This is a genomic window from Cytobacillus sp. MT66 (genome assembly GCF_058792595.1).
Window position 1 is genome coordinate 322653 of the sequence record NZ_JBXAFB010000001.1, and the last position, 22068, is coordinate 344720.

The window sequence follows — 22068 nt, forward strand, 5'->3', positions numbered from 1 at the left end:
CATCACTCCCACGAATAATTCAATCTTGTAGCAATATATTCGTTGGGCTGGACTTCGTGCTTGTACAGGCCGGATATGTGACCAGAAAAAAAGCAGCTGTGTGAGCTGCTTTTTAAAAGTTCCTTTTTAACTTGCTCCCAATTTATATTTAATCTCCTGAAGAATGGTTTCAAGTGAGGTAACCACACCTTTATCATCCTTGTACATGATATGTTTAGGCTGAAAATGAATAGGGGATTCCAACCCTGCAGAAGCTGCTATTCGAAACAAGCCCTTTCGTAAAGTAACAACATAATTAGCTACACGGTATTTCTTTTCATCAATCACCAATGCTTTTTGCAAGTCGGGATCAGTTGTCGCTACTCCTACCGGGCAAGCATTGGAATGGCACTTCATCGTCTGAATGCATCCTACAGTAATCATAAAGCCTCTTGCGATATTGACAAGATCTGCACCCATGGCCAAAGCAATGGCTATTCGGTCAGGAGTAAACAGTTTCCCGGAAGCAATGATTTTTACTTTGTCCCGGACGCCATACTTTTCAAGGGTAGACACAAGAATCGGCAGGGCCGATTTAATTGGCAGACCAACGCTGTCAACTAGTTCCTGATAGGATGCACCCGTGCCGCCTTCACCGCCGTCAACTGTAATGAAATCAGGGCCTTTTCCCGTTTCTTTCATATATTTGGCTAATTCTTCGACACTGTCGACGCCGCCAATGACCACCTTCAATCCAACAGGTTTCCCTGTATGATTCCTTATTTTTTCAATGAACTCGCACAAGGATGGAATATCAGCCAGATGACGGAAGCGGTTCGGGCTATCAATTGATTTAAAAGGTTCAACCTTGCGAATATCTGCGATCTCGGGTGTTACTTTTTCCGCATCAATATGCCCGCCGCGTGTTTTTGCACCTTGGGCTAATTTTAATTCAAAGGCTTTTATTTGCGGGATCTCACTTTTTCTTTTTAATTCATCCCAATCCATTTCTCCATTCTTATCTCGAACGCCAAACATCGCCGGACCAATCTGCATAATGATGTCAACATCACCTTTTAAATGATAAGGGGAGAGGCCGCCTTCACCGGTGTTCATCCAGGTGCCCTTTGCCATGCCGAGCCCTTCGGATAACGCTGTAATCGCATTGGGACCGAGTGCTCCATAGCTCATTGCAGACATGCCGATTAGTCCCTTAAGTTTGAATGGATATTTAATGTTTGGACCAATTACCACAGCATCCTCATCGCTTAATAAAAAAGCAGAGGTTTCTTTGTTTTCCCATTTTTCTTCGCGCTGAGAAAAAAGCGGGTCCTTTACTAGAAGATATCTCTTTGTGCGAACATTCGTATCCATATCCATCTTTAATTCCTCAGTTAATTTTGGAAACATATCATTTCGAACATAAAAACCTTCCTCATCAAAGTCTCGCTTCGAGCCAAAGCCTACTACATCACGGAGATATTTCGCGCTTTTGACAATATGCTCGTAATCATCCCTTGAAAAGGGCTTTCCCTCCGTATCATTATTAAACCAATATTGCCGCATTTCTGGGCCGATTTTTTCCAGAAAATAACGGACCCGCCCAAGAGCAGGGTAATTTCTTAGTATCGAATGCATCTTCTGATTACGGTCAAATAGCAGAATTCCTGAGAGAAATAATATAAGGCCAATTATTATGACTGCAAACAAAACAAACCCTATGATTATAAAAATATCTGCAATATTCACTAAACCCCTCCTATACACCATACATTCATTTGGTTTATTTTTCGCGTTTAAACTCAGCTTTATTCCGGAACTTAGGTTATTAGAAAAGTATGAGAGAAAAGGTTCACAAATATTCCACCTTTTCTGATAAAATAGTAAAAGAATCACACCATGCAAAAGGAGAGATAAAAATGATTTCGAAAATGGAACATACTGCAATTATTGTGAAGGATATGGATCAATCCATCAGTTTTTATAGCGAACTATTTGGCTTTAAGCTGAGAATAAGAGGGGAAAGTGCTGTACGAGAAATGGCCTTTTTGTATCTTGAACAGCAAAAAGATATGGAAATTGAACTAATTAGAGACAAAGAGCCAAAGGAATATTCTTCAAACAGTGTAGTAAACCATCTGGCTTTTACTGTCGAAAACATCGATGAAGCGATCTCCTATTATAAGAATAAGGGAATTACCTTTACTTCCGATGAGCCGAAGCCAACCATTGATGGCGGACGTATGATCCTTTTCTATGGTCCAAATGAAGAATTTTTGCAGTTTGTTGAAAAAGGTAAATAAAACTGGAGGCTTCCTATGAATCGATTTGCTGTGAATCTATCAACCATATTTACGGAAGTGCCATTTTTAGAAAGATTTAAAAAGGCCAGAGAGTGCGGCTTTTCGTTTGCTGAGTGCCAGTTTCCCTATGAATATGGCATTGATGAGATAGTAAGAGAACTTGAGGAGCAAAAGCTCACACTATTATTAATCAATTTGCCTCCTGGGGATTGGGACAATGGGGAGCGGGGCATTGCTATTTTCCCTGATCGGACAGAAGAATTTAAAGCATCAGTTGAAAAAGGCATAGCCTATGCTCAAGGGTTAAATATTTCTCTTATCCACTGCATGGCTGGAGTAATGTCTGCCGATATACATAAGGATGAAGCAAAGGAAACCTTTATGAAAAATATTAGGTATGCGGCAGAAAAAATGGCAGTACATAATATGACTTTATTAATTGAACCTATCAATCCTTTTGATATGCCAGGGTACTTTTTGTCTGATATCGACGAAGCAGTAAGTTTAATTACCGAATTAAATCTTCCAAATGTAAAGCTGCAATACGATTTTTATCATATGCAAAGAATCCAGGGCAATCTCCTTACCACATTCGAAAAATATAAGAATGTTATCGGACATGTTCAAATCGCTGATGTGCCTGGACGTCATCAGCCTGGAACTGGGGAAATCAATTATCGGAACGTCTTTCAATTTTTAGAAAAGAACAGCTATAACGGCTTTATAGGGTTAGAATATATCCCCAGCGGTAAAAGTGAAAATAGCTTTAACTGGCTAAGGGAGGGGTAGGCAAATGAATATTGGGTTCATCGGTACGGGTGTCATGGGGTCAAGAATGGTCAAAAGAATGCTGCAGGCGGGTTTCCAGGTGACGGTTTATAATCGCTCACCGGAAAAAGTAAAGCCTCTCATTGATCTTGGCGCTAATCGAGCAGAGACCATTCCATCCCTTTCAAGCCAGTGTGAAGTGATTTGTACTTGTCTATCCATGCCAGCAGACGTATTAGAGGTTTATCTCGGGGAAAATGGCATCATCCACCATGCGAAGCCTGGCATGATTTGCGCGGATTTTACAACAGTCGGACCAGATACGTCTAAAACTGTCTTTGCTGTGGCGAAGGAAAAAGGGATAACCTATCTGGATGCACCTGTAAGTGGCGGACCAGAAGGGATTGAACAAGGAACCTTGACAATTATGGTCGGTGGAGAGCAAAAAGGCTATGACGTGATCTTGCCAATGATTAAATCCTTTGGCAAAACCATCGAGTTTCTCGGCCCGTCAGGATCAGGAAGCATTGCCAAGCTAATTAATCAGTATCTTGTTGCTGTCCATTCCCTTGCAGCCTCAGAGGCCATGGTAACAGGTGCGGCATATGGTTTAGATTCGGAAAAGCTTTATCAGATCTTAAAGCAAAGCTATGGGCAAAGCCGTATACTGGAACGGCACATGGAACAATATGTTTTTCCGCGCCAATTTGAACCAGGCGGAGCGGTCAAATACGTACATAAAGATGTGAACCTAGCCAATCAATTAATGCAGGAAATTGGCATGAACAAGTTTACGGGACAGCTTGCAGAGGAAGCATTTGCAGGAGCGATCGGCCATGGCCTGGCAGATAACGATATGTCAGCAGTCATTCAGCCGCTCGAAAAGGATTGCGGGGTCATTATAAAAAAGAGCATGAATTGATTTTGTTTTGGCACTAATCCAATATTGGATTAGTGCTTTTTCTATGTGGAATAGTATGAGAAATAGCAGAAGTTGACACTAAAGAATAATAGGTTTATAATTATCTCGAATTCAAGATATTTTAATTAAGTTAATCCTTATAATAGGAGTGAAAATAATGAGCAAGAAAACAACTGGGATACACCATATTACAGCCATTGTCGGTCATCCACAGGAGAACGCCGATTTTTATGCTGGAGTTTTAGGCTTGCGTTTGGTTAAAAAAACGGTCAACTTTGATGATCCCGGCACCTACCATTTTTATTTTGGCACAGAGGACGGAAAGCCAGGCAGCATTATCACATTCTTCCCATGGGCTGGCGCCCGTCAAGGAATCATCGGGGACGGCCAGGTTGGGGTAACATCCTACGCTGTTCCAAAGGGCGCAGTGGGTTTCTGGGAAAAACGTCTCCAAAAATTCAGTATTCCTTTTACAAAGTCCGAACGCTTTGGGGAGCAGTACTTGCAATTCGATGATCCCCATGGCCTGCACTTGGAGATTGTTGAAAGGGAAGAAGGTGAACCTAATACGTGGTCATTTGGCGAAGTAACACCAGACGTTGCTATTAAAGGCTTCGCTGGAGCAATCCTTTTATCTGCGAAGCCAGTGGAGACAGCAGATCTGTTAGTAAATCTAATGGGACTTGAGAGGATCGGTCAGGAAGGTGACTTCATCCGCTTCCGATCTTCAGCAGATATCGGAAATATTGTTGATTTGAAAACAACAGCTGGACGTAGAGGTTCTATGGGTGTGGGAACTGTTCATCATATTGCTTGGCGTGCGAGTGATGATGAAGACCAGTTAGAATGGAAGCAATACATTGGGGAACATGGGTACGGTGTAACACCAGTTCAGGACCGAAACTATTTTAATTCTGTTTACTTTAGAGAGCATGGGGAAATCCTATTTGAAATTGCCACCGACCCTCCAGGATTTGCTATTGATGAAACACCCGAGAGGCTCGGAGAAAAATTAATGCTTCCCCCACAATATGAGAAATATCGGGAGCAGCTCAATCGCAGGCTGATTCCAATAGAAGTGAGAGAATTAGATTAATAAAAGGGAGATAAATAAATGAAACATATATTTAAGCAAGGGAAAGATCCATCCAGACCAACCTTACTGCTGCTTCACGGGACAGGCGGAAATGAAAACGACCTTCTGCCGCTTGCTGGCATGATTGATGATCAGGCCGCGGTATTAAGCGTGCGCGGTAATGTATTAGAAAATGGCATGCCGCGTTTCTTCCGGAGATTAGCAGAAGGTATTTTTGATGAAGAAGACCTTATTTTTCGCACAAAAGAACTGCATGAATTTTTAAATGAATCTGCTAACCAATATGGATTTGATCGAAACAATATAATCGCAATTGGCTATTCAAACGGGGCCAATATTGCAGCAAGCCTGCTATTTCACTATAAGCACTCATTAAAAGGTGCAATCCTTCACCATCCGATGGTGCCAAGAAGAGGGATTGATCTTCCGGATTTGAATGGAACAGACGTGTTCATTGCTGCTGGTACTAATGATCCGATTTGCTCACCTGAAGAATCAAACGAACTGAAATCATTGTTAGAGCATGCCAAGGCAAAGGTTGAGATACATTGGGAAAACCGTGGACATCAATTAACGATAGGTGAAGTTGAGTCGGCAGCTAAATGGTATATAAGTACTATTGTCAGTGAAAAATAAGCTATACTAACGTTCTCTCAAAGTCCAAAACAGCTATGAATAAATTCTAAGAAGAGAGGGATAATTTGTATGGCAGGTGGGTTTTGGTCCAAACTATTTGGAAATTCAAGTAAAGAGGAGACTGAAAAAATGACCAATGTAAATTTAGCCGTAATTTTTTACAGCATGGGCGGAACTAACGTTCAATTATCGAAGTGGGCCGAAGAAGGAGCAAAAGAAGCCGGCGCTAATGTGAAATTGTTTAAAGTAGAAGAGTTAGCACCTGAATCAGTTGTCCAGGGAAATGAGATATGGAAAGCAACAACTGAAGCAACAAAAGATATTCCAGTTGTCACTTCAGCAGATATTGAGTGGGCAGATGCCATTATCTTTAGCGTGCCAACCCGATTCGGAAACATGCCATCACAAATGAAACAATTCTTTGATACCCAAGGCGGATTATGGGCATCAGGCAAAACAGCGAACAAAGTGGTCAGCGCAATGAGTTCTGCTCAAAACTCACATGGCGGTCAGGAAGCGACCATTTTATCCTTGTACACAAGTATGATGCATTGGGGTGCTATCATTGTTCCTCCAGGATATACTGATCAGTCTGCATTTAGTTCAGGCGGCAACCCTTATGGAACGAGCGTAACTGTAGGACAAGATGGAAAAATGGTTGAAGATGTACAAGCTGCTGTTAAACATCAGGCTAAACGTACGGTAACGGTTGCTGAATGGGTGAAAAAGGCAAATCAATAACAGAAAAGCCAATCAAAATTATTTGATTGGCTTTTCTGTTATTGAATTTACGAACATATGTTTGTATAATGGAAATAGGGAGGGGATATGAATGCCAAGAAATCCTGGAATCACAAACGATTTTATCATTATGCTATACAAAAGCGGAACGCCATTTAAGAAAATGGCGGAAATCACTGGATTATCGGACCGTGCCATTCGCAATGTTTTATACAAGCATGGGACCGAAATGAACCGCGAAAAATCGTCCGGACAGCCGCGAAAGCATCAAGTTAATGAAAATTTCTTTAAGGTCTGGACACATGAAATGGCGTGGGTTTTGGGTTTATTTATTACCGATGGAAATGTCAACAGCAGCAATCACAGCATTACATTTTCTCAAAAAGATGAAAGAATCCTGCATCTAATTGCCAAGTATACGGAGGCGGATTATATCCTCGCACCATTTGGCCCGACCAAAACAACGCCAAGCTTACTCATTAACTCAAAGGAAATAAAAAAGGACCTGCAGTTGCTGGGAATCACAGCAAATAAATCTTTAACCGTTCCATTTCCAGATGTACCGGAAGAATTTCTGCCTTCTTTTGTGAGAGGGGTTATTGATGGGGATGGCTGGGTAGATAAAGAAGGATATACAATGAACGTCACCACTGGAAGCATTAAATTTGCACTTGGGCTAGTTAGTACATGTCAATCTTGGGGTATTAAAGCTGAATTAAATTCAATGGAAGGACATAAAAGTCACTGCCTATATAGAGTTTGGATTAAGGGGAAAAATCAACTCAAAGTTCTATCCTCCATTATTTATCAAAATATAAATAATGATAATTTTGTCATACATAAAAGAATTTATATGACACAGCATTCTGATCGTTTTTATTATCAAGATGATTATCTCAATATACCTAGGTGGAAATTAATGAATGGGAAGTTAATACATACAGACACATCTAGAATATCCTTTAGAACCAATATTAGCCTAGAAGTATTAAAAAACTTGATGAAAAAGCCGCTAAACTAAATGTTCCAAAAAATTTTTTAATCGAAAAAGGTTTAAACGACATAGTTTCACACGATCTGAATTTATTGCACTACACAAGACCAACCGACCGTATTCAATATAAAACTACTTTTGATAAAGAATTATTAGAGGAAGTTAAAAAAATTGCTAAGATGAATGGAGTCTTTATTAATGATTTAATCGAATTTAGTATAAAGTATATAGACAATTATGGATGGGATAAGAGGGGACAAAATTAAACATCCCTTTTCTTTTTTTAAACTTTTTAGTTTACATAATATATATTATAGGAAGTAATAAATCAAAAAGAAAGAACTGTCTCAATAGCTAAGTATACTTAAAATATTGAGACAGAATTTAATTTTTCATATCTATAGGATGATATCTTTTATTTACGTATTATCCTTTAATGATTCGTTCAACGGTCAACATTCAACAAAAAAATTTATTAGCAACTTTAACAATCAATTATTAACCAAACACAGCCAATTTAAGCTTTCCAGTCTAAATAACACTCTATCTAAAGGAAACAGGAACCATCTTCATTTCCCGTTTCCTTTTTTATTCTAGTTTACATAATGTATTATTCACTATTTTGTGTGCTGTTAAAAAACATTGCCGCACCTTCATTTTTATTGCCTTTTTGTATTATGCTTTTTCCCATTTTGCCATCAGACTCGTAACTTAACTTTTGCTTTCGCCTATTTTGTTTTTTCATGCTGTCACTCCCCTTTTGCTTATTATTGTGTGCCCGACAATGGATTAATATGATTTTACAGAAAAAAACACAGGTATTTGCCCCTGTGTTCATTAAGTATTAACAGTTTCTACAATAGAATTTAAATAGTGTCTAGGTGTACCAAAATATAGGATTTTATTGTACTCATCATAATTTGATTCAAACTGAATATAGATTGGTGAATCCAAAAGCCATGGGTAATTGACATAAAGATTACGATCACCATAAACAATAGCTGACAATGTCTTCTCGGCTTCTCTCTGAAAAATCATATATCGGATTTGTGCATACTGTTTGTCATAATCCTCATCACTCACAAAAATCTTCCCGCAAAGCACATACTGGCCCATTTGCGGAATCCATTCTGCAAGAATTTCATCACGATATTGTTTGTTTATCAATTGGTGGTCATACCGGTATCCTACAGTCAGCAGCAAATCACCCGTTGTTTTGGATTGTGCCAGTGTATACTTTCTTTGGTCAACAGCCCTGAATTCTGTAATGGGCGGCAAAAAAACCACATTTAATTTTGACGGATCCAATAGTTTCATGATAAGCAACCCCCTTAAGCGAATATTGCAGGAACCATGCTTACCATATTTTATGTTAAATATTACCGAATGTGACAACCGCCTACTTGGCCCTTATTTTTTGTATGGTTTAGCTAAAACGACCTTTGTGCCTTTTAATGTCCAATTTCCCTTTTCGTAAAACCATGTGGATTCAACATATGCAATCCCATCAGCGTGATAAGCACCGCTTATAGCCTGAATTCCTTTTAATCCGTATTGATCTCCATTAACCTTAATAGGCTTAAGAACAGAATAGGGATCGACCATTAATTCTGCAGGCTCACTTAATTTGCCATTTTGATATAGCCCCATTTGCTCATAATCTTTTGCTCTATCTTCTAAGTTAAATGTTAACGATTCTCCAGTTTGTTCTATAGTTATGCTTGCTTTATAACCATCAAGAAATTGGCTGTTAATAATAAGCGGGTCTGGAACAGTTAAATCAATAAGGTTAAAATCCTTTAATGAATATAAATAATGGTTTGTAATAGCTCCGCTGCCGCCTGTATTTACAGTCAGAAAAATGTCTTTCACTCCATCATGATTAAGGTCCAGAAACTTAGCTCTTGGTTCAAATCCTCCATCAGCCTCAATTTTATACTGTTTGTTATTAGAAGCAGCAATTTCTAGTTGGATTTCCTTCAAGAACTCTGTTCCCTCATCATATGGCAGACCTTTAATAGTAACTTTGTCCTCTATGCCATCCCCCGTTACATCAGCCTTTTCTTCGCAGATTTCAATAAATTTGTTTTTATCCTTTTCACCCGCATTTACACTATTCAAAGCTGACATCGAGAGAAAGAATAAGGCTGCTAAAGCAAAAATCATTTCTTTTTTCATTTACATTCCCTCCGCGAACAGTCTTACAAAATTAGCTTGCCCGTTTTTGGAAAATAAATGTAATACAGAGAATTTTCTTCCATTTAAAAAGCCCCCTGCCAAAAACAGGAGGCTAAAAAATTAATTTTGTTGTTTTAATGCTTCTTCTTTTGTTTCCCAAGACTCGATTCCCTTTAATCCAGGAATGGAATCTGCATAAAATACAGGGTCTTTCCCTTGATCCCGCTGTGCCTTATAATCCTTCAAGGCAGCATAAGCGACTTTTCCCAGCATCACAATCGCTACCAGGTTAATTAAAGCCATGATGCCCATAAATAAATCAGCTAAACTCCAGACAATCGCTAAATCAACAACAGCACCAAAAACCACCATGCCTACAACAGCTAAACGATAGATAAATAAAGCTGTTGGACTATTTTTAATAAACTCAATATTGGTTTCGCCATAGTAGTAATTTCCGATAACGGAACTGAATGCGAATAGGAAAATCGCTACAGCAACAAATATTGAAGCCCAAGAACCCATATGTTCTGTCATTGCAGCCTGTGTTAATTCAATGCCTGTTAAGCCTGATGTGGAGAAATTACTGTAAAGCAAGATCATAAAGGCAGTTGCAGAGCAGATTAAAATGGTATCAACAAAAACACCTAAGGTCTGAATTAATCCTTGTTTAACAGGATGGGAGACAGCTGCAGTAGCTGCTGCATTAGGAGCGCTTCCCATACCAGCTTCATTGGAGAACAAACCTCGTTTAATTCCCATCATAATCGCAGCTCCAAAGGTTCCGCCAACAGCCTGTTCTATTCCGAACGCGCCTTTAACAATCATCACAATCAATTGGGGAATCTCAGTAATATTTAATAGAACAACGATAATAGCAATGACTAGATAGATAACTGCCATAACAGGCACAATAATTTGTGATGCATGGGCAATGCGTTTGACTCCCCCAAAGATAATCACAGCCGTTAGCACGGCAAGGATTAATCCAATGGTAAGCCGACCAGTGCCAAATGCCTCGTTAAAGGCAATTGAGATTGTATTTGATTGTACCGAATTAAAGACAAGGCCAAAGCAGAACGTAATAATAACGGCAAAAATAATACCCATCCAGCGCATATTCAGACCCTTTTCCATGTAATAGGCAGGGCCGCCGCGGAATCCATCCTTATCCTTCACCTTGTAAATTTGCGCTAACGTACTTTCAACAAAACTGGATGCTGCGCCGAGGAAAGCAATGACCCACATCCAAAATACAGCCCCGGGACCGCCGGCAGCTATCGCAGTTGCTACACCAGCAATGTTTCCTGTACCGACTCGGGAGGCGGCACTAATACAAAAGGCTTGAAAAGAAGAGATTCCTCTCTTGCCCTCTGCGGTAATCATTGACTTATCGCCAAGGATCCTGAACATTTCGCCAAAATAACGAAATTGTACAAAATTATTTTTAATACTAAAATACAATCCCAGTACAATTAATACAGCAATTAGGATATAAGTCCAGACTAAATCATTCAAAAAAGTAACGCCAGATTCTAAACCTTTTAATACTAAATCCATAAAACTCCTCCCTTGATGTTTTTTTACCCGTATTGTAAAACTATATCAAAATAAAATTTATTATACTACCTATAATTTTATGTAAGGTAAAACTTTCCATACATATTAAAAACCAGCCATTCAAAAATAATGTCAGTAATAAAATTAACTAATTTTTGAATGGGCGATTCTCCAATATTACGTGTCTGTACTTAAATCTAATCTTGAAAGTCAATTGGGATCTCGGTAAATTCCTCTGGGTCAAACGGCTCTTCAGATGATGAAGACTCAGATTCATCTGTTTGTTTATTGTCCCCTTTTTCTGCTTTCAATGAAGTCATTTCCTGCAAATCTTCTTTAATCTGGTCTGACACCTCTTTTGGTATGGTATCTTTCCCGTAAGTGGCACCAATATTTAGAGCACCGCTTAGATCTTTTATCCCAAGCTGAGCAATATTGTTGTTTTGCTCATATTTATCTAAATAAAATTTATCAATGCGAACTTCATTAATAACAACTGGCTGTTCACTTACCTTTTCTTCACGTGAAGCTGCAGAAACTTTTTCCTCCAAGGACTCTAGGCGGGCAAGCATCGATTCTTCCCTTTGATTTTGTAATAAAATTTTATTTTCAAGTTCCTGTATATAAGTAATCAGCATGTTAATTTGCTCAAGGCTATTTGCCTCCTCTAATTCTTCTAAACGGTTAAAAATAGCAGAATCAGAGCTTTTATACACAGAGAACTGGTTTTCCAATGCGGCTATACTTGTGGCTAAAGTGTCAATCCTTTCAATAAGAGGATCAACTTTTCTATGGATGGAAGCATGAATCTTATCTTCTGGATATAAAGGTTTATTATCGAATTGTCTGTTTGCATTTAATTTATTCGCTTTGTTTTCGTCTTTCCATTTTAAAATGGAATACATTTTTCCCTCAAGCTTTTCAAGCTTATTTACCCTAACTTCAAGTGCATTTAGTTTCAAGTATTTTTTTTCAAGTTCAGCCATTTTCTCATTTATATTTTCATTATTTTGATTTTGCTTGAATAATCCTTTTATAGGCATATGAATTCCTCACATTTTTTCACTTTATAAATTTTTCGAAAGGGGGGCTTAATCATTAACAGCCTAACAAATATTTCTATTTTCAATGTGAAAATAAATAGCATTGACAGATTGGCTAAGCTTTCAGTAAGTTCAACCATGCAAATTGGAAATCATGTGAAAAATCGCCGTGTAGAGGGCTTTGGTGAACAGAATGGAGATTTTGTTGTATTACACAATCAAAAGTTAGCTATAGATGATTCAGACTTTATGGATGCACAATCAAGCAAACAAGGCTAGGCCTACTCGATTGGTACTCTCTCTTCCTGTATGTTCAGCCTTTTATATGTGAGCGTAAGCAAACCGTCTTTAAATGCAGCTTTAATCCTATTTGAATCTGTTGGTTCTGGCAGATCTACAGTCCGCTGAAACGGGCCTTGAAATCTTTCCTGAAGAATAGGCTGGATACCAGCTATAGGCGAAGCTGTTCCTTTTATCAATAGCTTATTTCCTGATACAGATACGTGCAGATCTTCTTTTTTAAATCCGGCCAAATCTGCAAGGATAATAATCTCAGAATCCGTCATATATATATCCACTTTAGGAAATGTTGGATTTTGGGAAAAAGGATTGGCTGAGCTCTCGGGTCCCGAAGTGCCCATGTCCATATTTTCCTTCATAAATTGATTTAAGGTGGATTGATCAAAAATCCCATTCCAAAAATCGCCTGTTTGATACTTCCTGGCCAGCTCAAGCCATTGCTTTAATTTATCGAAATCCATCCAGTTTCCTCCCTTCTTAAATCATAATATCGGTCATTTTGAATATAGTTCGTTAAGGAGGTGGCTCCATCAAATGGCAGGTGCATCTATTAACATTAATATTTTCCTATTAAAAATTAATTCCTTTGAAAATGCCTCAGCGGTGAATATTGGACAAAATTTATTAGCAGATTGGAATAACTCCGATAAAAAAACTCAAGGTTTTGGGCAAAATTTCGGCGATGAGAGCGGCTTTATTGGCACAAAAAGCTGTGTAGATGACAGGGATCAAATCGACAGCCCTGCTACCTTTCAAAAATTAAGCCGGGACATAGGGATAGACCCGCCGTCTCGGGAAAGTTAGCTGCCCCAGTGCGAAGACATATTTCGGAGGTGGAAGATGGTTTTTTTTGGACCAGTATTTGTCAATTTGCTTGTATTTAAGGTGAATGTAATGGATCGCGGTGCTTCAACAAGTCTTGGACCAAATCAGCATATAGATACCATGATGTCTAATAAACAAAATCAAGGTTTCGGAGAGGAAAACGGGGATTTTTGTTTTTCAAATGTACCAATGATTTTGCAAAACGACTCCGACATAAACGATACAAATTCAGCTAAGGCAAGTGCCATTTAACAGGAGTAAAAAACTTATAAAAAAAAAGATCCCTGCACTGCCATGCAGGGATCTTTTTGTTATTAATCTTGTGCTTGCTGACTGGAAGGGTCTTTTACTTTCCATATTGCATTAGCTTTGCCATTTTCTGTTTCATCAATAAAGAATGAACCATTAGAGTAGCGATCGTTAAATCGGATGTCTGCGGCATTAATTGATTCAACGACCCCTTTTTCAGTTTCAATAAAAATAATATCTGTTTCTTTAGAAATGACCATGCCAATAATCCGATGTGGATTCGATTTTAGTTCACGAAGCATAATCACTCCTCGTTTAGCCCTCGAAGAACACTCAAATTCAGAGAATTTCATTTTTTTAACCGCACCACGCTGTGTTCCAATAACAATTGACTCTTCTGCGATATTTTCGATGAGCTGGCCTCCGGTTACAAAGTCCCCATCTTTAAGGTTGATGCCCTTGACCCCAGCTGCCCTCGTTCCTACCACATTAACCTCTTCTTCATGGAACCATAGTCCATAGCCCAAATGGGTAGCTAAAAAGATGTCCTTGTTCCCATCTGTTTCATGTACATCAATCACTTCATCATCGTCTTTCAGATTAATCGCTACAAGAGGTTTTGTATAACGCTGTGCCTGATATTGTCTGAATTCTGACTTCTTCGCCATCCCATTCTTTGTGATAAACAATAGGAATCCATCCTTATCAAAATCTTTAACTGGCAGCGCTTTAATAATTGATTCATCACTGTCAATTGGAATAAGGTTGGCTACATGCTGACCTAAATCTTTCCAGCGAATATCCGGAAGTGTATGAACGGGGCAATACAAATAATTCCCTTTATTAGTAAACAAGAGCAAAACATCCGTCGTATTCATTTCCAGCTGTGCGAGCAGCCGGTCGGAATCTTTCATGCCGAAATCCTGGCCGTTTGATGCAGCAAAGGACCTAGGACTTGTCCGTTTGACATAACCCTCTTTTGTCACTGTTACGATAACATCCTCGCTGGCTATCAGGACTTCCAGATTAATTTTAATATCCTCAATTTCTGCTTCAATTCTGGTTCGGCGTTCATCAGAAAATCTCTTTCTAATGTCCTTTAATTCCTTTTGGATTACGGAATAAAGCTTCTTTTCACTATTTAAAATCGCGGTCAATTCATCTATTTGCTGCTTTAATTCTTCTGATTCCGCTTGCAGTGCAGTGATATCGGTATTTGTTAACCGATAAAGCTGCAAGGAGACAATTGCTTCAGCCTGTGGTTCAGTAAAGGTAAACTTAGCAATTAAATTATCCTTTGCATCCCGTTTATCCTTTGAAGCTCGAATAGTGGCAATTACCTCATCAAGAATAGATAGAGCTTTCATTAATCCATCAACGATATGCTGGCGTGCCCTGGCTTTTTCAAGATCAAATTGAGACCGTTTGGTAACTACATCCCTGCGATGTCCGATATAGGCATCCAGCAGCTCGCGAAGGCCCATAAGCTTTGGGTGCCTGTTGTGAATGGCAACCATATTAAAGTTGTAAGGAACCTGCAGGTCACTGTTTTTATAAAGGTAATTAAGCACACCCTCTGGATCTGCTTCTTTTTTTAATTCAATCACGATTCTTAGACCTGTGCGGTCTGTCTCATCACGCACTTCGGAAATGCCTTCTACTTTGCGGTCTAACCTGAACTCATCAATCCTTTTAACAAGGTTTGCTTTATTCACTTCAAATGGGATTTCTGTGACTACAATTTGTTTTTTCCCGCCGCGGATCGTCTCAAATTCAGCTTTTCCTCTAACAATAATTTTGCCTTTACCAGTTTCGTAAGCCTTTTTAATTCCATCGACGCCTTGAATAATCCCGCCAGTTGGAAAATCCGGACCTTTAATATATTGCATTAATTCATCCACCGAACAATTAGGGTTGTCCATCCGATAAATGACCCCATCAATCACTTCGTTCAAATGATGAGGCGGAATTTCAGTCGCATACCCTGCAGATATGCCTGTAGAGCCATTAACCAAAAGGTTTGGGAACATAGCCGGCAACACCGTTGGCTCATTTGATGTATCATCAAAATTTGGCACAAATTCGACGGTGCGCTTTTCAATATCCTTTAAAAGCTCTGAAGAGATAGCTGAAAGCCTTGCTTCTGTATAACGCATCGCAGCGGGCGGATCCCCATCATTACTGCCGTTATTCCCATGCATTTCGATTAAGGGATTTCTTATCTTCCAATCCTGACTCAGGCGGACCATAGCATCATAGACGGAGGTGTCACCATGAGGATGGTAATTGCCTATCACATTTCCGACGGTTTTTGCGGACTTTCTAAAGCCCTTCTCATGTGTATTTCCTTCGACATGCATGGCATACAAAATTCTCCGCTGAACCGGCTTTAACCCATCTCGGGCATCAGGCAGGGCACGGTCTTGAATAATATACTTACTATAGCGGCCAAACCTGTCACCGATGACATCTTCAAGAGGGAGATCACGAAATTTTTCAGGTGTGCTCATGAATCAATCTCCTCCTCTAACACAGATATATTTTCATTTTCAAGTATACTCGCATCTTCTTCCATGCCAAACGCTACATTTGATTCAATCCACTTGCGGCGCGGTTCTACCTTATCGCCCATAAGGGTAGTTACACGGCGTTCCGCTCTTGCTGCATCATCAATTCTTACACGGATCAATGTGCGGGTTTCTGGGTTCATCGTTGTATCCCATAGCTGATCGGCATTCATTTCGCCAAGACCTTTATATCGCTGGAGCATGTATCCTTTTCCAACTTTTTTAATCGCATCCTGGAGATCATCGTCACTCCAAGCATATTCGATTTTCTCCTTTTTTCCTGCCCCTTTGCTGACTTTATATAGAGGCGGCAGGGCGATGAACACTTTTCCGGCATCAAGAAGAGGTCTCATATAACGGTAGAAGAAAGTTAGAAGAAGGACCTGAATATGTGCACCATCAGTATCCGCATCTGTCATAATAATAATCTTATCGTAATTAACATCTTCTAGATTAAAATCGGCTCCAACTCCGGCTCCAACCGTATGGATAATCGTATTTATTTCTTCATTTTTGAATATGTCCTGCAGCTTTGCTTTTTCTGTATTAATGACTTTTCCCCGAAGAGGCAGCACAGCTTGAAATCGGCGGTCACGCCCCTGCTTTGCTGAGCCTCCTGCAGAGTCGCCCTCAACTAAATATAATTCGTTTTTCTGAGGATTTCGGGATTGCGCAGGTGTGAGCTTACCCGATAAAAGGGCTTCTGAACGTTTCTTTTTCTTCCCGCTCCTCGCATCCTCCCTTGCTTTTCTGGCAGCTTCCCTCGCTTGGTATGCTTTTATGGATTTTTTGATCAAAAGCGTACTGATATTTGGATTTTCCTCGAGAAAATAGGAAAGATGCTCTGAAACAACTGCATCCACAGCGGAACGAGCCTCACTTGTTCCAAGTTTCCCTTTGGTTTGCCCTTCAAATTGCAGCAAATCCTCAGGAACTCTTACAGAAATAATGGCGGTAAAGCCTTCTCTTATATCAGCGCCATCTAAATTCTTCTCTTTTTCCTTTAAAAGATTTACTTTTCTTGCATACTCATTAAACACGCGTGTCATAGCCGTTCTAGCCCCAGCTTCATGAGTGCCTCCGTCTTTCGTGCGAACATTGTTAACAAAAGAAAGGACATTTTCTGAATAACCGTCATTAAATTGAAAGGCAAAATCTACCTCAATCCCATTCTGCTCGCCCTCAAAGCTCACAACGGAATGAAGGACATCTTTTTCTTCATTTAAATATTCAACAAATGCCTCAATCCCATTTTCATAATGAAAAATTTCGTGCTTTCCTTCGCGTTCATCAATGATTTCAATTTTCATTCCTCTTAAAAGGAAAGCTGATTCCCGCAGCCGTTCACACAGTGTTTCATAGTTATATACAGTTACTGAAAAAATACTAGGGTCTGGCTTAAAATGAATGGTTGTTCCCGTTTGGTTTGTTTTACCGGTCTTTTCAAGCGTAGTAACAGGTTTTCCTCCATTTTCAAAACGCTGTTCATATACATTTCCGTCACGTTTAATTTTTACAACCAGCCACTGTGATAGTGCGTTAACAACAGAAGCACCGACACCGTGCAGACCGCCGCTTGTTTTATATCCGCCCTGGCCAAATTTACCGCCAGCATGTAAAACAGTTAATATTACTTCAGGTGTAGGCTTGCCTGTACGGTGCATTCCCGTTGGCATCCCCCGTCCCTTATCAGTTACACTGATCGAATTGTCTTTATGTATTTTAACAATGATTTGATCTCCATAACCTGCTAACGCTTCATCAACTGCATTATCTACGATTTCATATACAAGATGGTGCAAGCCCCTTGCATCCGTACTCCCAATATACATCCCGGGTCTTTTTCGAACTGCTTCTAAACCCTCGAGCACTTGTATGGCATCATCATTGTAGTCAAAAGCTTCCTGATTTCGTGCCACAAACATTCCCCTTTCATCAACTGCAAAAAGAATGGCTATGATGAATCAAAATAACCATTCAGTTACGTATTCGTCCTTTTATGAATTTATCCTTTAATTATCGAAGAAATATCGCATCATTCAAAACAAGAACGAATGTTCTGTATTGATATTTTACCATAAAGCAAATGGTCTACGCTTTATTTTATCTATTTATTTTGATTTGGCAAATCTGTTTTTCCAAATAGGTGTCAAGAACTAGTGAAAAGAAGAGCATTCTTCCGCCATCTTTTTCCAATAAAAAACATGAGACCTGATAAGATCTCATGCCGGAATATTATTTCGTTAATGCATGTTCAACCTTGATACAGCGGTCCATTACAACAGTGAAACCCTTTTCCTTTAGGAAGTTATAAGCTTCCTCATCTATGCATCCTAACTGAGCCCAATAAACATCAGCGTCGATTTCCACAAATTCTTTTGCTACTTCAAGCAAATGCTCTGAACGGCGAAAGACGTTAACGATATCAATATGTCCTTCGATTTCCTTTAAACTGGATACAGCCTTTACACCTAAGACCTCATCGACTGCTGGATTTACTGGAATAATCTCGTATCCTGCATCCTGCATGGCTTTTGATACCATATAAGATGTTCTCTCAGGGTTTCCGCTTAACCCCACAACTGCAATGCGTTTCGCTTTTTTTAATATTACACCGAGTTCTTCCCGGCTAGGAATTTCAATTGTCATTTATAACCCTCCCACATAATGTTTGCTTCCCTATCTTCATATTACCGAAATTTAACTGGATTTTCTAATCCTGGGAGAGAAAAATTTGAAAATCTTTGATTTTTTATATTAATAGGCGATTTTTTCAAGCTTTTTAACCAGTCTTTTGATAGCCTTATTTGACTCCTTCAGGACCATATTCTTATCAATGGTATTCATGCGTCTATTTTCCATCACTAGCTTTCCGTTAACGATGGTAGATTCAACATCTGCTCTTGTAGCTGAGTAGACAATTCTTGAGATTGGGTCAATGTCAAAGGAGGGGTATACATGGAAGTCATTTAAATTTAAAATAGCTAGATCAGCCTTTTTCCCTATTTCTAGGCTGCCGATTTCATTCTCCATTCCCACTGCTTTGGCTCCGCCTATGGTCGCCATTCTAAATACCGTTCTAGCATTCATAACCGTCGGTCCAGAAATAGGCTTTTGAATGATGGCAGCCAGCCGCATTTCATTAAACATATCAAGGTTGTTGTTGCAAGGCGCACCATCTGCACCAAGGCTTACATGTGAATGGGCATCAAGCATCGAAGGGATATCCGCAATGCCGGAAGCAAGCTTTAGGTTAGACCCTGGACAGTGGCTAACCTTAACCCCTCTTTCTTTAATAATTCTTTTTTCTTCCTCATCCAGCCATACACAGTGGGCAAGAATCAAGCGTTCATTTGCAAGGCCTATGCTGTCTAAATATACAACATTCCTCATGCCATGCTCTTGTTCGACAATTAAAATTTCATTTGCGTTTTCTGAAGCATGTGTATGAACCCGCACATTGTATTTCACAGAGAGATCTCTCACATTTGTCAATAATTCCTCCGTGCATGATACGACAAAGCGGGGGCAAAAAGCGTATTGAATCCTTCCCCCGTCATAGTTATGCCATTTTTCAAGGAGATCAACACTTTCTTGGATGGATGTCTTTGTATTTTCTCTTAATAAAACAGGAACTTCATCTCCTTTATCCATCATGACCTTTCCGGCTAGGGCGCGAATTCCCGTTTGAGCTATGGCTTGAAAGGCTGAATCCGTGTGGTGAACAGTTTCCATATCCACAACCGTGGTCGTCCCGCTCTGCAGCAGCTCGCCGATCCCAAGCATAGCCGAATAATAGATAGATTCTTCATCATGTGAAGCTTCCAGCGGCCATATCTTTTGTTTTAGCCAATCCATCAGTTCAAGATCATCTGCCTGGCCGCGGAATAATGTTTGACAGAGATGGATATGGGTTTGGATAAAGCCAGGAATTACTGTTTTTCCTGAAGCATCAATCACTTTGCTGGCTGCATAGGATAAATCTTTGCCAATATCAGTAATCCGATCATCAACAACATAAATATCCCCTTGAACGATTTCTTCTTTTTCATTCATGGTAATAATTTCTGCATTTTTTATCAGAATACTGCTCAATGGCTTCCCCCTCTTTCCTGGAGATGAATTGGCAGATCGTTTGTCGTTTTATCGTACGAAAGAATTAATTCTTTATAAAAATTAATTGATCTTTTATAGGCTGATAAGCTAACCCATTCATTTGGCTGGTGCGCAAGCTTCTCATCTCCTGGACCATAAATTAAGGTGGGAATTTCACTTCTAGGGTTAAGAACAGCGGCATCAGTATAATAGGAAACCCCAAAGCAATCCGAATTACCTTCATCCTTAATGGCTAAAGCGCATTGGATAATATCCGATGATTCTGCAGTTAAAATGGCGGGACGATCTAAAATTTTTGAGACTTTAAATTGATAGATCTCATTCTTTTCTGCAAGGTCATTTAATTTTTTCTCAAGTTCATCAATTAAATCATCATGGGATTGCGGAGGAACAGTACGAATATCAACACGAAGCGTGCATCTGTCTGGAACCACATTGGTTTGTATTCCACCCTCAATCATGGTCAATGCAAGACTGCTGCTTCCAAGTGGCTCCTTCACTGTCTTCCAATCCATTTTGAGAGAATCTAACACGTTCGTAATCTTAATCATATGGTCTACTGCATTGATTCCCTGGTCAGGCATTGAACCATGCGAGGTTTTTCCATATGTCGTAATTTCAAGCCAAAGCGCCCCTTTATGGCCTACAACTACCTTTTCATTAGTCGGCTCCCCAATGACAAGCGCATCAATTCTTTTCTCCTCATTTCCTTCAAGAAAAACTCGTGCACCACAGCTATCGACCTCTTCACCAGCTGTCGCTAAAAAGGTAATAGTGGCATTGGGTGTATACTTTTCCAAAATCAAAGATTCAAGAGCAAGAAACATAGCAGCAAGCCCGCTCTTCATATCGGAAGCGCCTCGGCCGTAAATCCTATCTCCCACAATCTCACCGGAAAACGGCCCATATTCCCATTCCGATACACCTGGAGAAACGGTATCCATATGACCGCAAAGGAAAAGATGCTTATCACCCTTTCCCTTCAATGTTACTTCGAAATTGCTGCGATTTTCTTCTAAGTATGTCATTTTAAATGACAGTCCTTGTTCTTTGCATCTTTCAATAAAGGCTTCTGTTACACGATGCTCATTGCCTGGAGGATTTGAACTGTTTATTTTTAGCAACTTTTGAAGAAATCTGATTTCATTCATTATTGCGCCTCCACAATTTGCATTTTTATTGAAGTAACCTTAAATCCGTTAACCGGTGCCATATCCTGTGAGCATGTAGTACAAGCGATAACAACATCATCTAATGCCTTGAGCCTTACGTAATCGCCAGGCTTTGAAAGCGGCTCTTCAATAACATAATCACCTGTTTCATCTAAAACATTATTCATAAATAGATTAATAGGATCTGGAATGACCGCTGGGTGAATGTGATATTTTTTTAGCGCATCTGCCAGATTATCGTGGCAGTTCGGATGATCTTCCTTGTCAAAGTCCATCTTATAGCGATAATAATCGCAGGCTGGAAAGAAAATATCATGGACGCCTACAGTATCCTCAATAAGCTGCATCAATGGACGTCTTCTATTGCTATATAATAAATCTCCTTTTTTCAGCCGGATACTGCTTAAAGAAGCTCGCATATGAACTGGGGAAACATGTTCTGTGGGATCCGAATGATTAAAACAGACAAAATCACCAACCTGCTTTCCTTCCATATCTATAATAATCAGCTCTTCACCTTTTCTTAAAAAAGCACTTCTTCCTTCGTATGGAGGAATAATAATTTCTTCACGAATTTTTTCTCTTTTAAAAACATCCCTCACAATGTCACCCTCCTATT

Annotated in this window: 23 protein-coding genes; 10 read left to right on the top strand and 13 right to left on the bottom strand. The window is 39.5% G+C overall.

All coding sequences use genetic code 11. From position 1 onward, the window contains the following. Positions 1 to 126 precede the first annotated feature (126 nt). Positions 127 to 1728, bottom strand: a complete 1602-nt coding sequence (locus AC1Q59_RS01575; RefSeq protein WP_492364014.1) for an FMN-binding glutamate synthase family protein — start codon at positions 1726 to 1728, stop codon at positions 127 to 129. 170 nt (positions 1729 to 1898) lie between these two features. On the opposite strand from AC1Q59_RS01575, the gene AC1Q59_RS01580 reads away from it, so the two are divergent. The 7 genes from AC1Q59_RS01580 to AC1Q59_RS01610 all read left to right on the top strand — a co-directional run bounded on the left by AC1Q59_RS01580 (position 1899) and on the right by AC1Q59_RS01610 (position 7466). Continuing rightward, the gene (locus AC1Q59_RS01580) at positions 1899 to 2282 is read left to right on the top strand and encodes a VOC family protein (protein WP_492364015.1); all 384 of its coding nucleotides are present in this window, start codon (positions 1899 to 1901) and stop codon (positions 2280 to 2282) included. 15 nt (positions 2283 to 2297) lie between these two features. Continuing rightward, a complete protein-coding gene (gene hyi, locus AC1Q59_RS01585; protein ID WP_492364016.1) occupies positions 2298 to 3071 on the top strand; it encodes a hydroxypyruvate isomerase in 774 nt (257 codons plus the stop codon). 4 nt (positions 3072 to 3075) lie between these two features. Further along, a complete protein-coding gene (locus tag AC1Q59_RS01590) occupies positions 3076 to 3972 on the top strand; it encodes an NAD(P)-dependent oxidoreductase (RefSeq protein WP_492364017.1) in 897 nt (298 codons plus the stop codon). Between the two features lie 157 nt (positions 3973 to 4129). Continuing rightward, positions 4130 to 5068: a ring-cleaving dioxygenase gene (locus AC1Q59_RS01595; RefSeq protein ID WP_492364018.1), complete on the top strand. Its 939-nt coding sequence runs from the start codon at positions 4130 to 4132 to the stop codon at positions 5066 to 5068. 18 nt (positions 5069 to 5086) lie between these two features. Next, the gene (locus AC1Q59_RS01600) at positions 5087 to 5704 is read left to right on the top strand and encodes an alpha/beta hydrolase (RefSeq protein ID WP_492364019.1); all 618 of its coding nucleotides are present in this window, start codon (positions 5087 to 5089) and stop codon (positions 5702 to 5704) included. Positions 5705 to 5833: 129 nt separating this feature from the next. Beyond that, the gene (gene wrbA, locus AC1Q59_RS01605) at positions 5834 to 6445 is read left to right on the top strand and encodes an NAD(P)H:quinone oxidoreductase (protein WP_492364020.1); all 612 of its coding nucleotides are present in this window, start codon (positions 5834 to 5836) and stop codon (positions 6443 to 6445) included. A gap of 91 nt (positions 6446 to 6536) precedes the next feature. Continuing rightward, positions 6537 to 7466 (top strand): LAGLIDADG family homing endonuclease, encoded by a 930-nt coding sequence (locus AC1Q59_RS01610; RefSeq protein WP_492364021.1) that lies wholly within the window; start codon positions 6537 to 6539, stop codon positions 7464 to 7466. Between the two features lie 583 nt (positions 7467 to 8049). On the opposite strand, the gene AC1Q59_RS01615 is transcribed toward AC1Q59_RS01610, so the two are convergent. From AC1Q59_RS01615 to AC1Q59_RS01635, 5 genes are all read right to left on the bottom strand, one after another. Further along, positions 8050 to 8184: a hypothetical protein gene (locus AC1Q59_RS01615; RefSeq protein WP_492364022.1), complete on the bottom strand. Its 135-nt coding sequence runs from the start codon at positions 8182 to 8184 to the stop codon at positions 8050 to 8052. 92 nt (positions 8185 to 8276) lie between these two features. Then, the gene (locus AC1Q59_RS01620; protein ID WP_492364023.1) at positions 8277 to 8756 is read right to left on the bottom strand and encodes a staygreen family protein; all 480 of its coding nucleotides are present in this window, start codon (positions 8754 to 8756) and stop codon (positions 8277 to 8279) included. 93 nt (positions 8757 to 8849) lie between these two features. Beyond that, positions 8850 to 9617 carry a YybI family spore inner coat protein gene (locus AC1Q59_RS01625; protein WP_492364024.1) on the bottom strand — a complete coding sequence of 256 codons (768 nt, stop codon included), beginning with the start codon at positions 9615 to 9617 and terminating at the stop codon, positions 8850 to 8852. A gap of 120 nt (positions 9618 to 9737) precedes the next feature. Continuing rightward, positions 9738 to 11177 (bottom strand): alanine/glycine:cation symporter family protein, encoded by a 1440-nt coding sequence (locus AC1Q59_RS01630; RefSeq protein ID WP_492364025.1) that lies wholly within the window; start codon positions 11175 to 11177, stop codon positions 9738 to 9740. Between the two features lie 197 nt (positions 11178 to 11374). Next, the gene (locus AC1Q59_RS01635) at positions 11375 to 12220 is read right to left on the bottom strand and encodes a hypothetical protein (RefSeq protein WP_492364026.1); all 846 of its coding nucleotides are present in this window, start codon (positions 12218 to 12220) and stop codon (positions 11375 to 11377) included. A 111-nt stretch (positions 12221 to 12331) separates the two neighbouring features. On the opposite strand from AC1Q59_RS01635, the gene AC1Q59_RS01640 reads away from it, so the two are divergent. Beyond that, positions 12332 to 12499, top strand: a complete 168-nt coding sequence (locus AC1Q59_RS01640; protein ID WP_492364027.1) for a hypothetical protein — start codon at positions 12332 to 12334, stop codon at positions 12497 to 12499. 2 nt (positions 12500 to 12501) lie between these two features. Here AC1Q59_RS01640 and AC1Q59_RS01645 read toward each other — a convergent pair whose 3' ends face one another. Further along, positions 12502 to 12981: an Hsp20/alpha crystallin family protein gene (locus AC1Q59_RS01645; RefSeq protein WP_492364028.1), complete on the bottom strand. Its 480-nt coding sequence runs from the start codon at positions 12979 to 12981 to the stop codon at positions 12502 to 12504. 73 nt (positions 12982 to 13054) lie between these two features. Between AC1Q59_RS01645 and AC1Q59_RS01650 the strand changes: the two genes are divergently transcribed. Further along, complete coding sequence (locus AC1Q59_RS01650) at positions 13055 to 13324, top strand: hypothetical protein (RefSeq protein WP_492364029.1); 270 nt, start codon at positions 13055 to 13057, stop codon at positions 13322 to 13324. 36 nt (positions 13325 to 13360) lie between these two features. After that, entirely contained in the window at positions 13361 to 13597 is a 237-nt protein-coding gene (locus AC1Q59_RS01655) for a hypothetical protein (RefSeq protein WP_492364030.1), read from the top strand. 62 nt (positions 13598 to 13659) lie between these two features. On the opposite strand, the gene parC is transcribed toward AC1Q59_RS01655, so the two are convergent. The 6 genes from parC to AC1Q59_RS01685 all read right to left on the bottom strand — a co-directional run bounded on the left by parC (position 13660) and on the right by AC1Q59_RS01685 (position 22051). Continuing rightward, a complete protein-coding gene (gene parC, locus AC1Q59_RS01660) occupies positions 13660 to 16104 on the bottom strand; it encodes a DNA topoisomerase IV subunit A (protein WP_492364031.1) in 2445 nt (814 codons plus the stop codon). Next, the gene (parE, locus tag AC1Q59_RS01665) at positions 16101 to 18080 is read right to left on the bottom strand and encodes a DNA topoisomerase IV subunit B (RefSeq protein ID WP_492364032.1); all 1980 of its coding nucleotides are present in this window, start codon (positions 18078 to 18080) and stop codon (positions 16101 to 16103) included. Before parE ends, parC begins: the two co-directional genes overlap by 4 nt. A 316-nt stretch (positions 18081 to 18396) precedes the next feature. Then, positions 18397 to 18810: a CoA-binding protein gene (locus tag AC1Q59_RS01670; protein ID WP_492364033.1), complete on the bottom strand. Its 414-nt coding sequence runs from the start codon at positions 18808 to 18810 to the stop codon at positions 18397 to 18399. A 108-nt stretch (positions 18811 to 18918) separates the two neighbouring features. Continuing rightward, positions 18919 to 20256 (bottom strand): 5'-deoxyadenosine deaminase, encoded by a 1338-nt coding sequence (locus tag AC1Q59_RS01675; RefSeq protein WP_492364034.1) that lies wholly within the window; start codon positions 20254 to 20256, stop codon positions 18919 to 18921. After that, a complete protein-coding gene (locus AC1Q59_RS01680) occupies positions 20253 to 21428 on the bottom strand; it encodes a M20 family metallopeptidase (RefSeq protein ID WP_492364035.1) in 1176 nt (391 codons plus the stop codon). Before AC1Q59_RS01680 ends, AC1Q59_RS01675 begins: the two co-directional genes overlap by 4 nt. Next, positions 21428 to 22051, bottom strand: a complete 624-nt coding sequence (locus tag AC1Q59_RS01685) for a DUF1989 domain-containing protein (protein ID WP_492364036.1) — start codon at positions 22049 to 22051, stop codon at positions 21428 to 21430. The genes AC1Q59_RS01680 and AC1Q59_RS01685 overlap by 1 nt, the downstream gene beginning before the upstream one ends. Between the last annotated feature and the right edge of the window lie 17 nt (positions 22052 to 22068).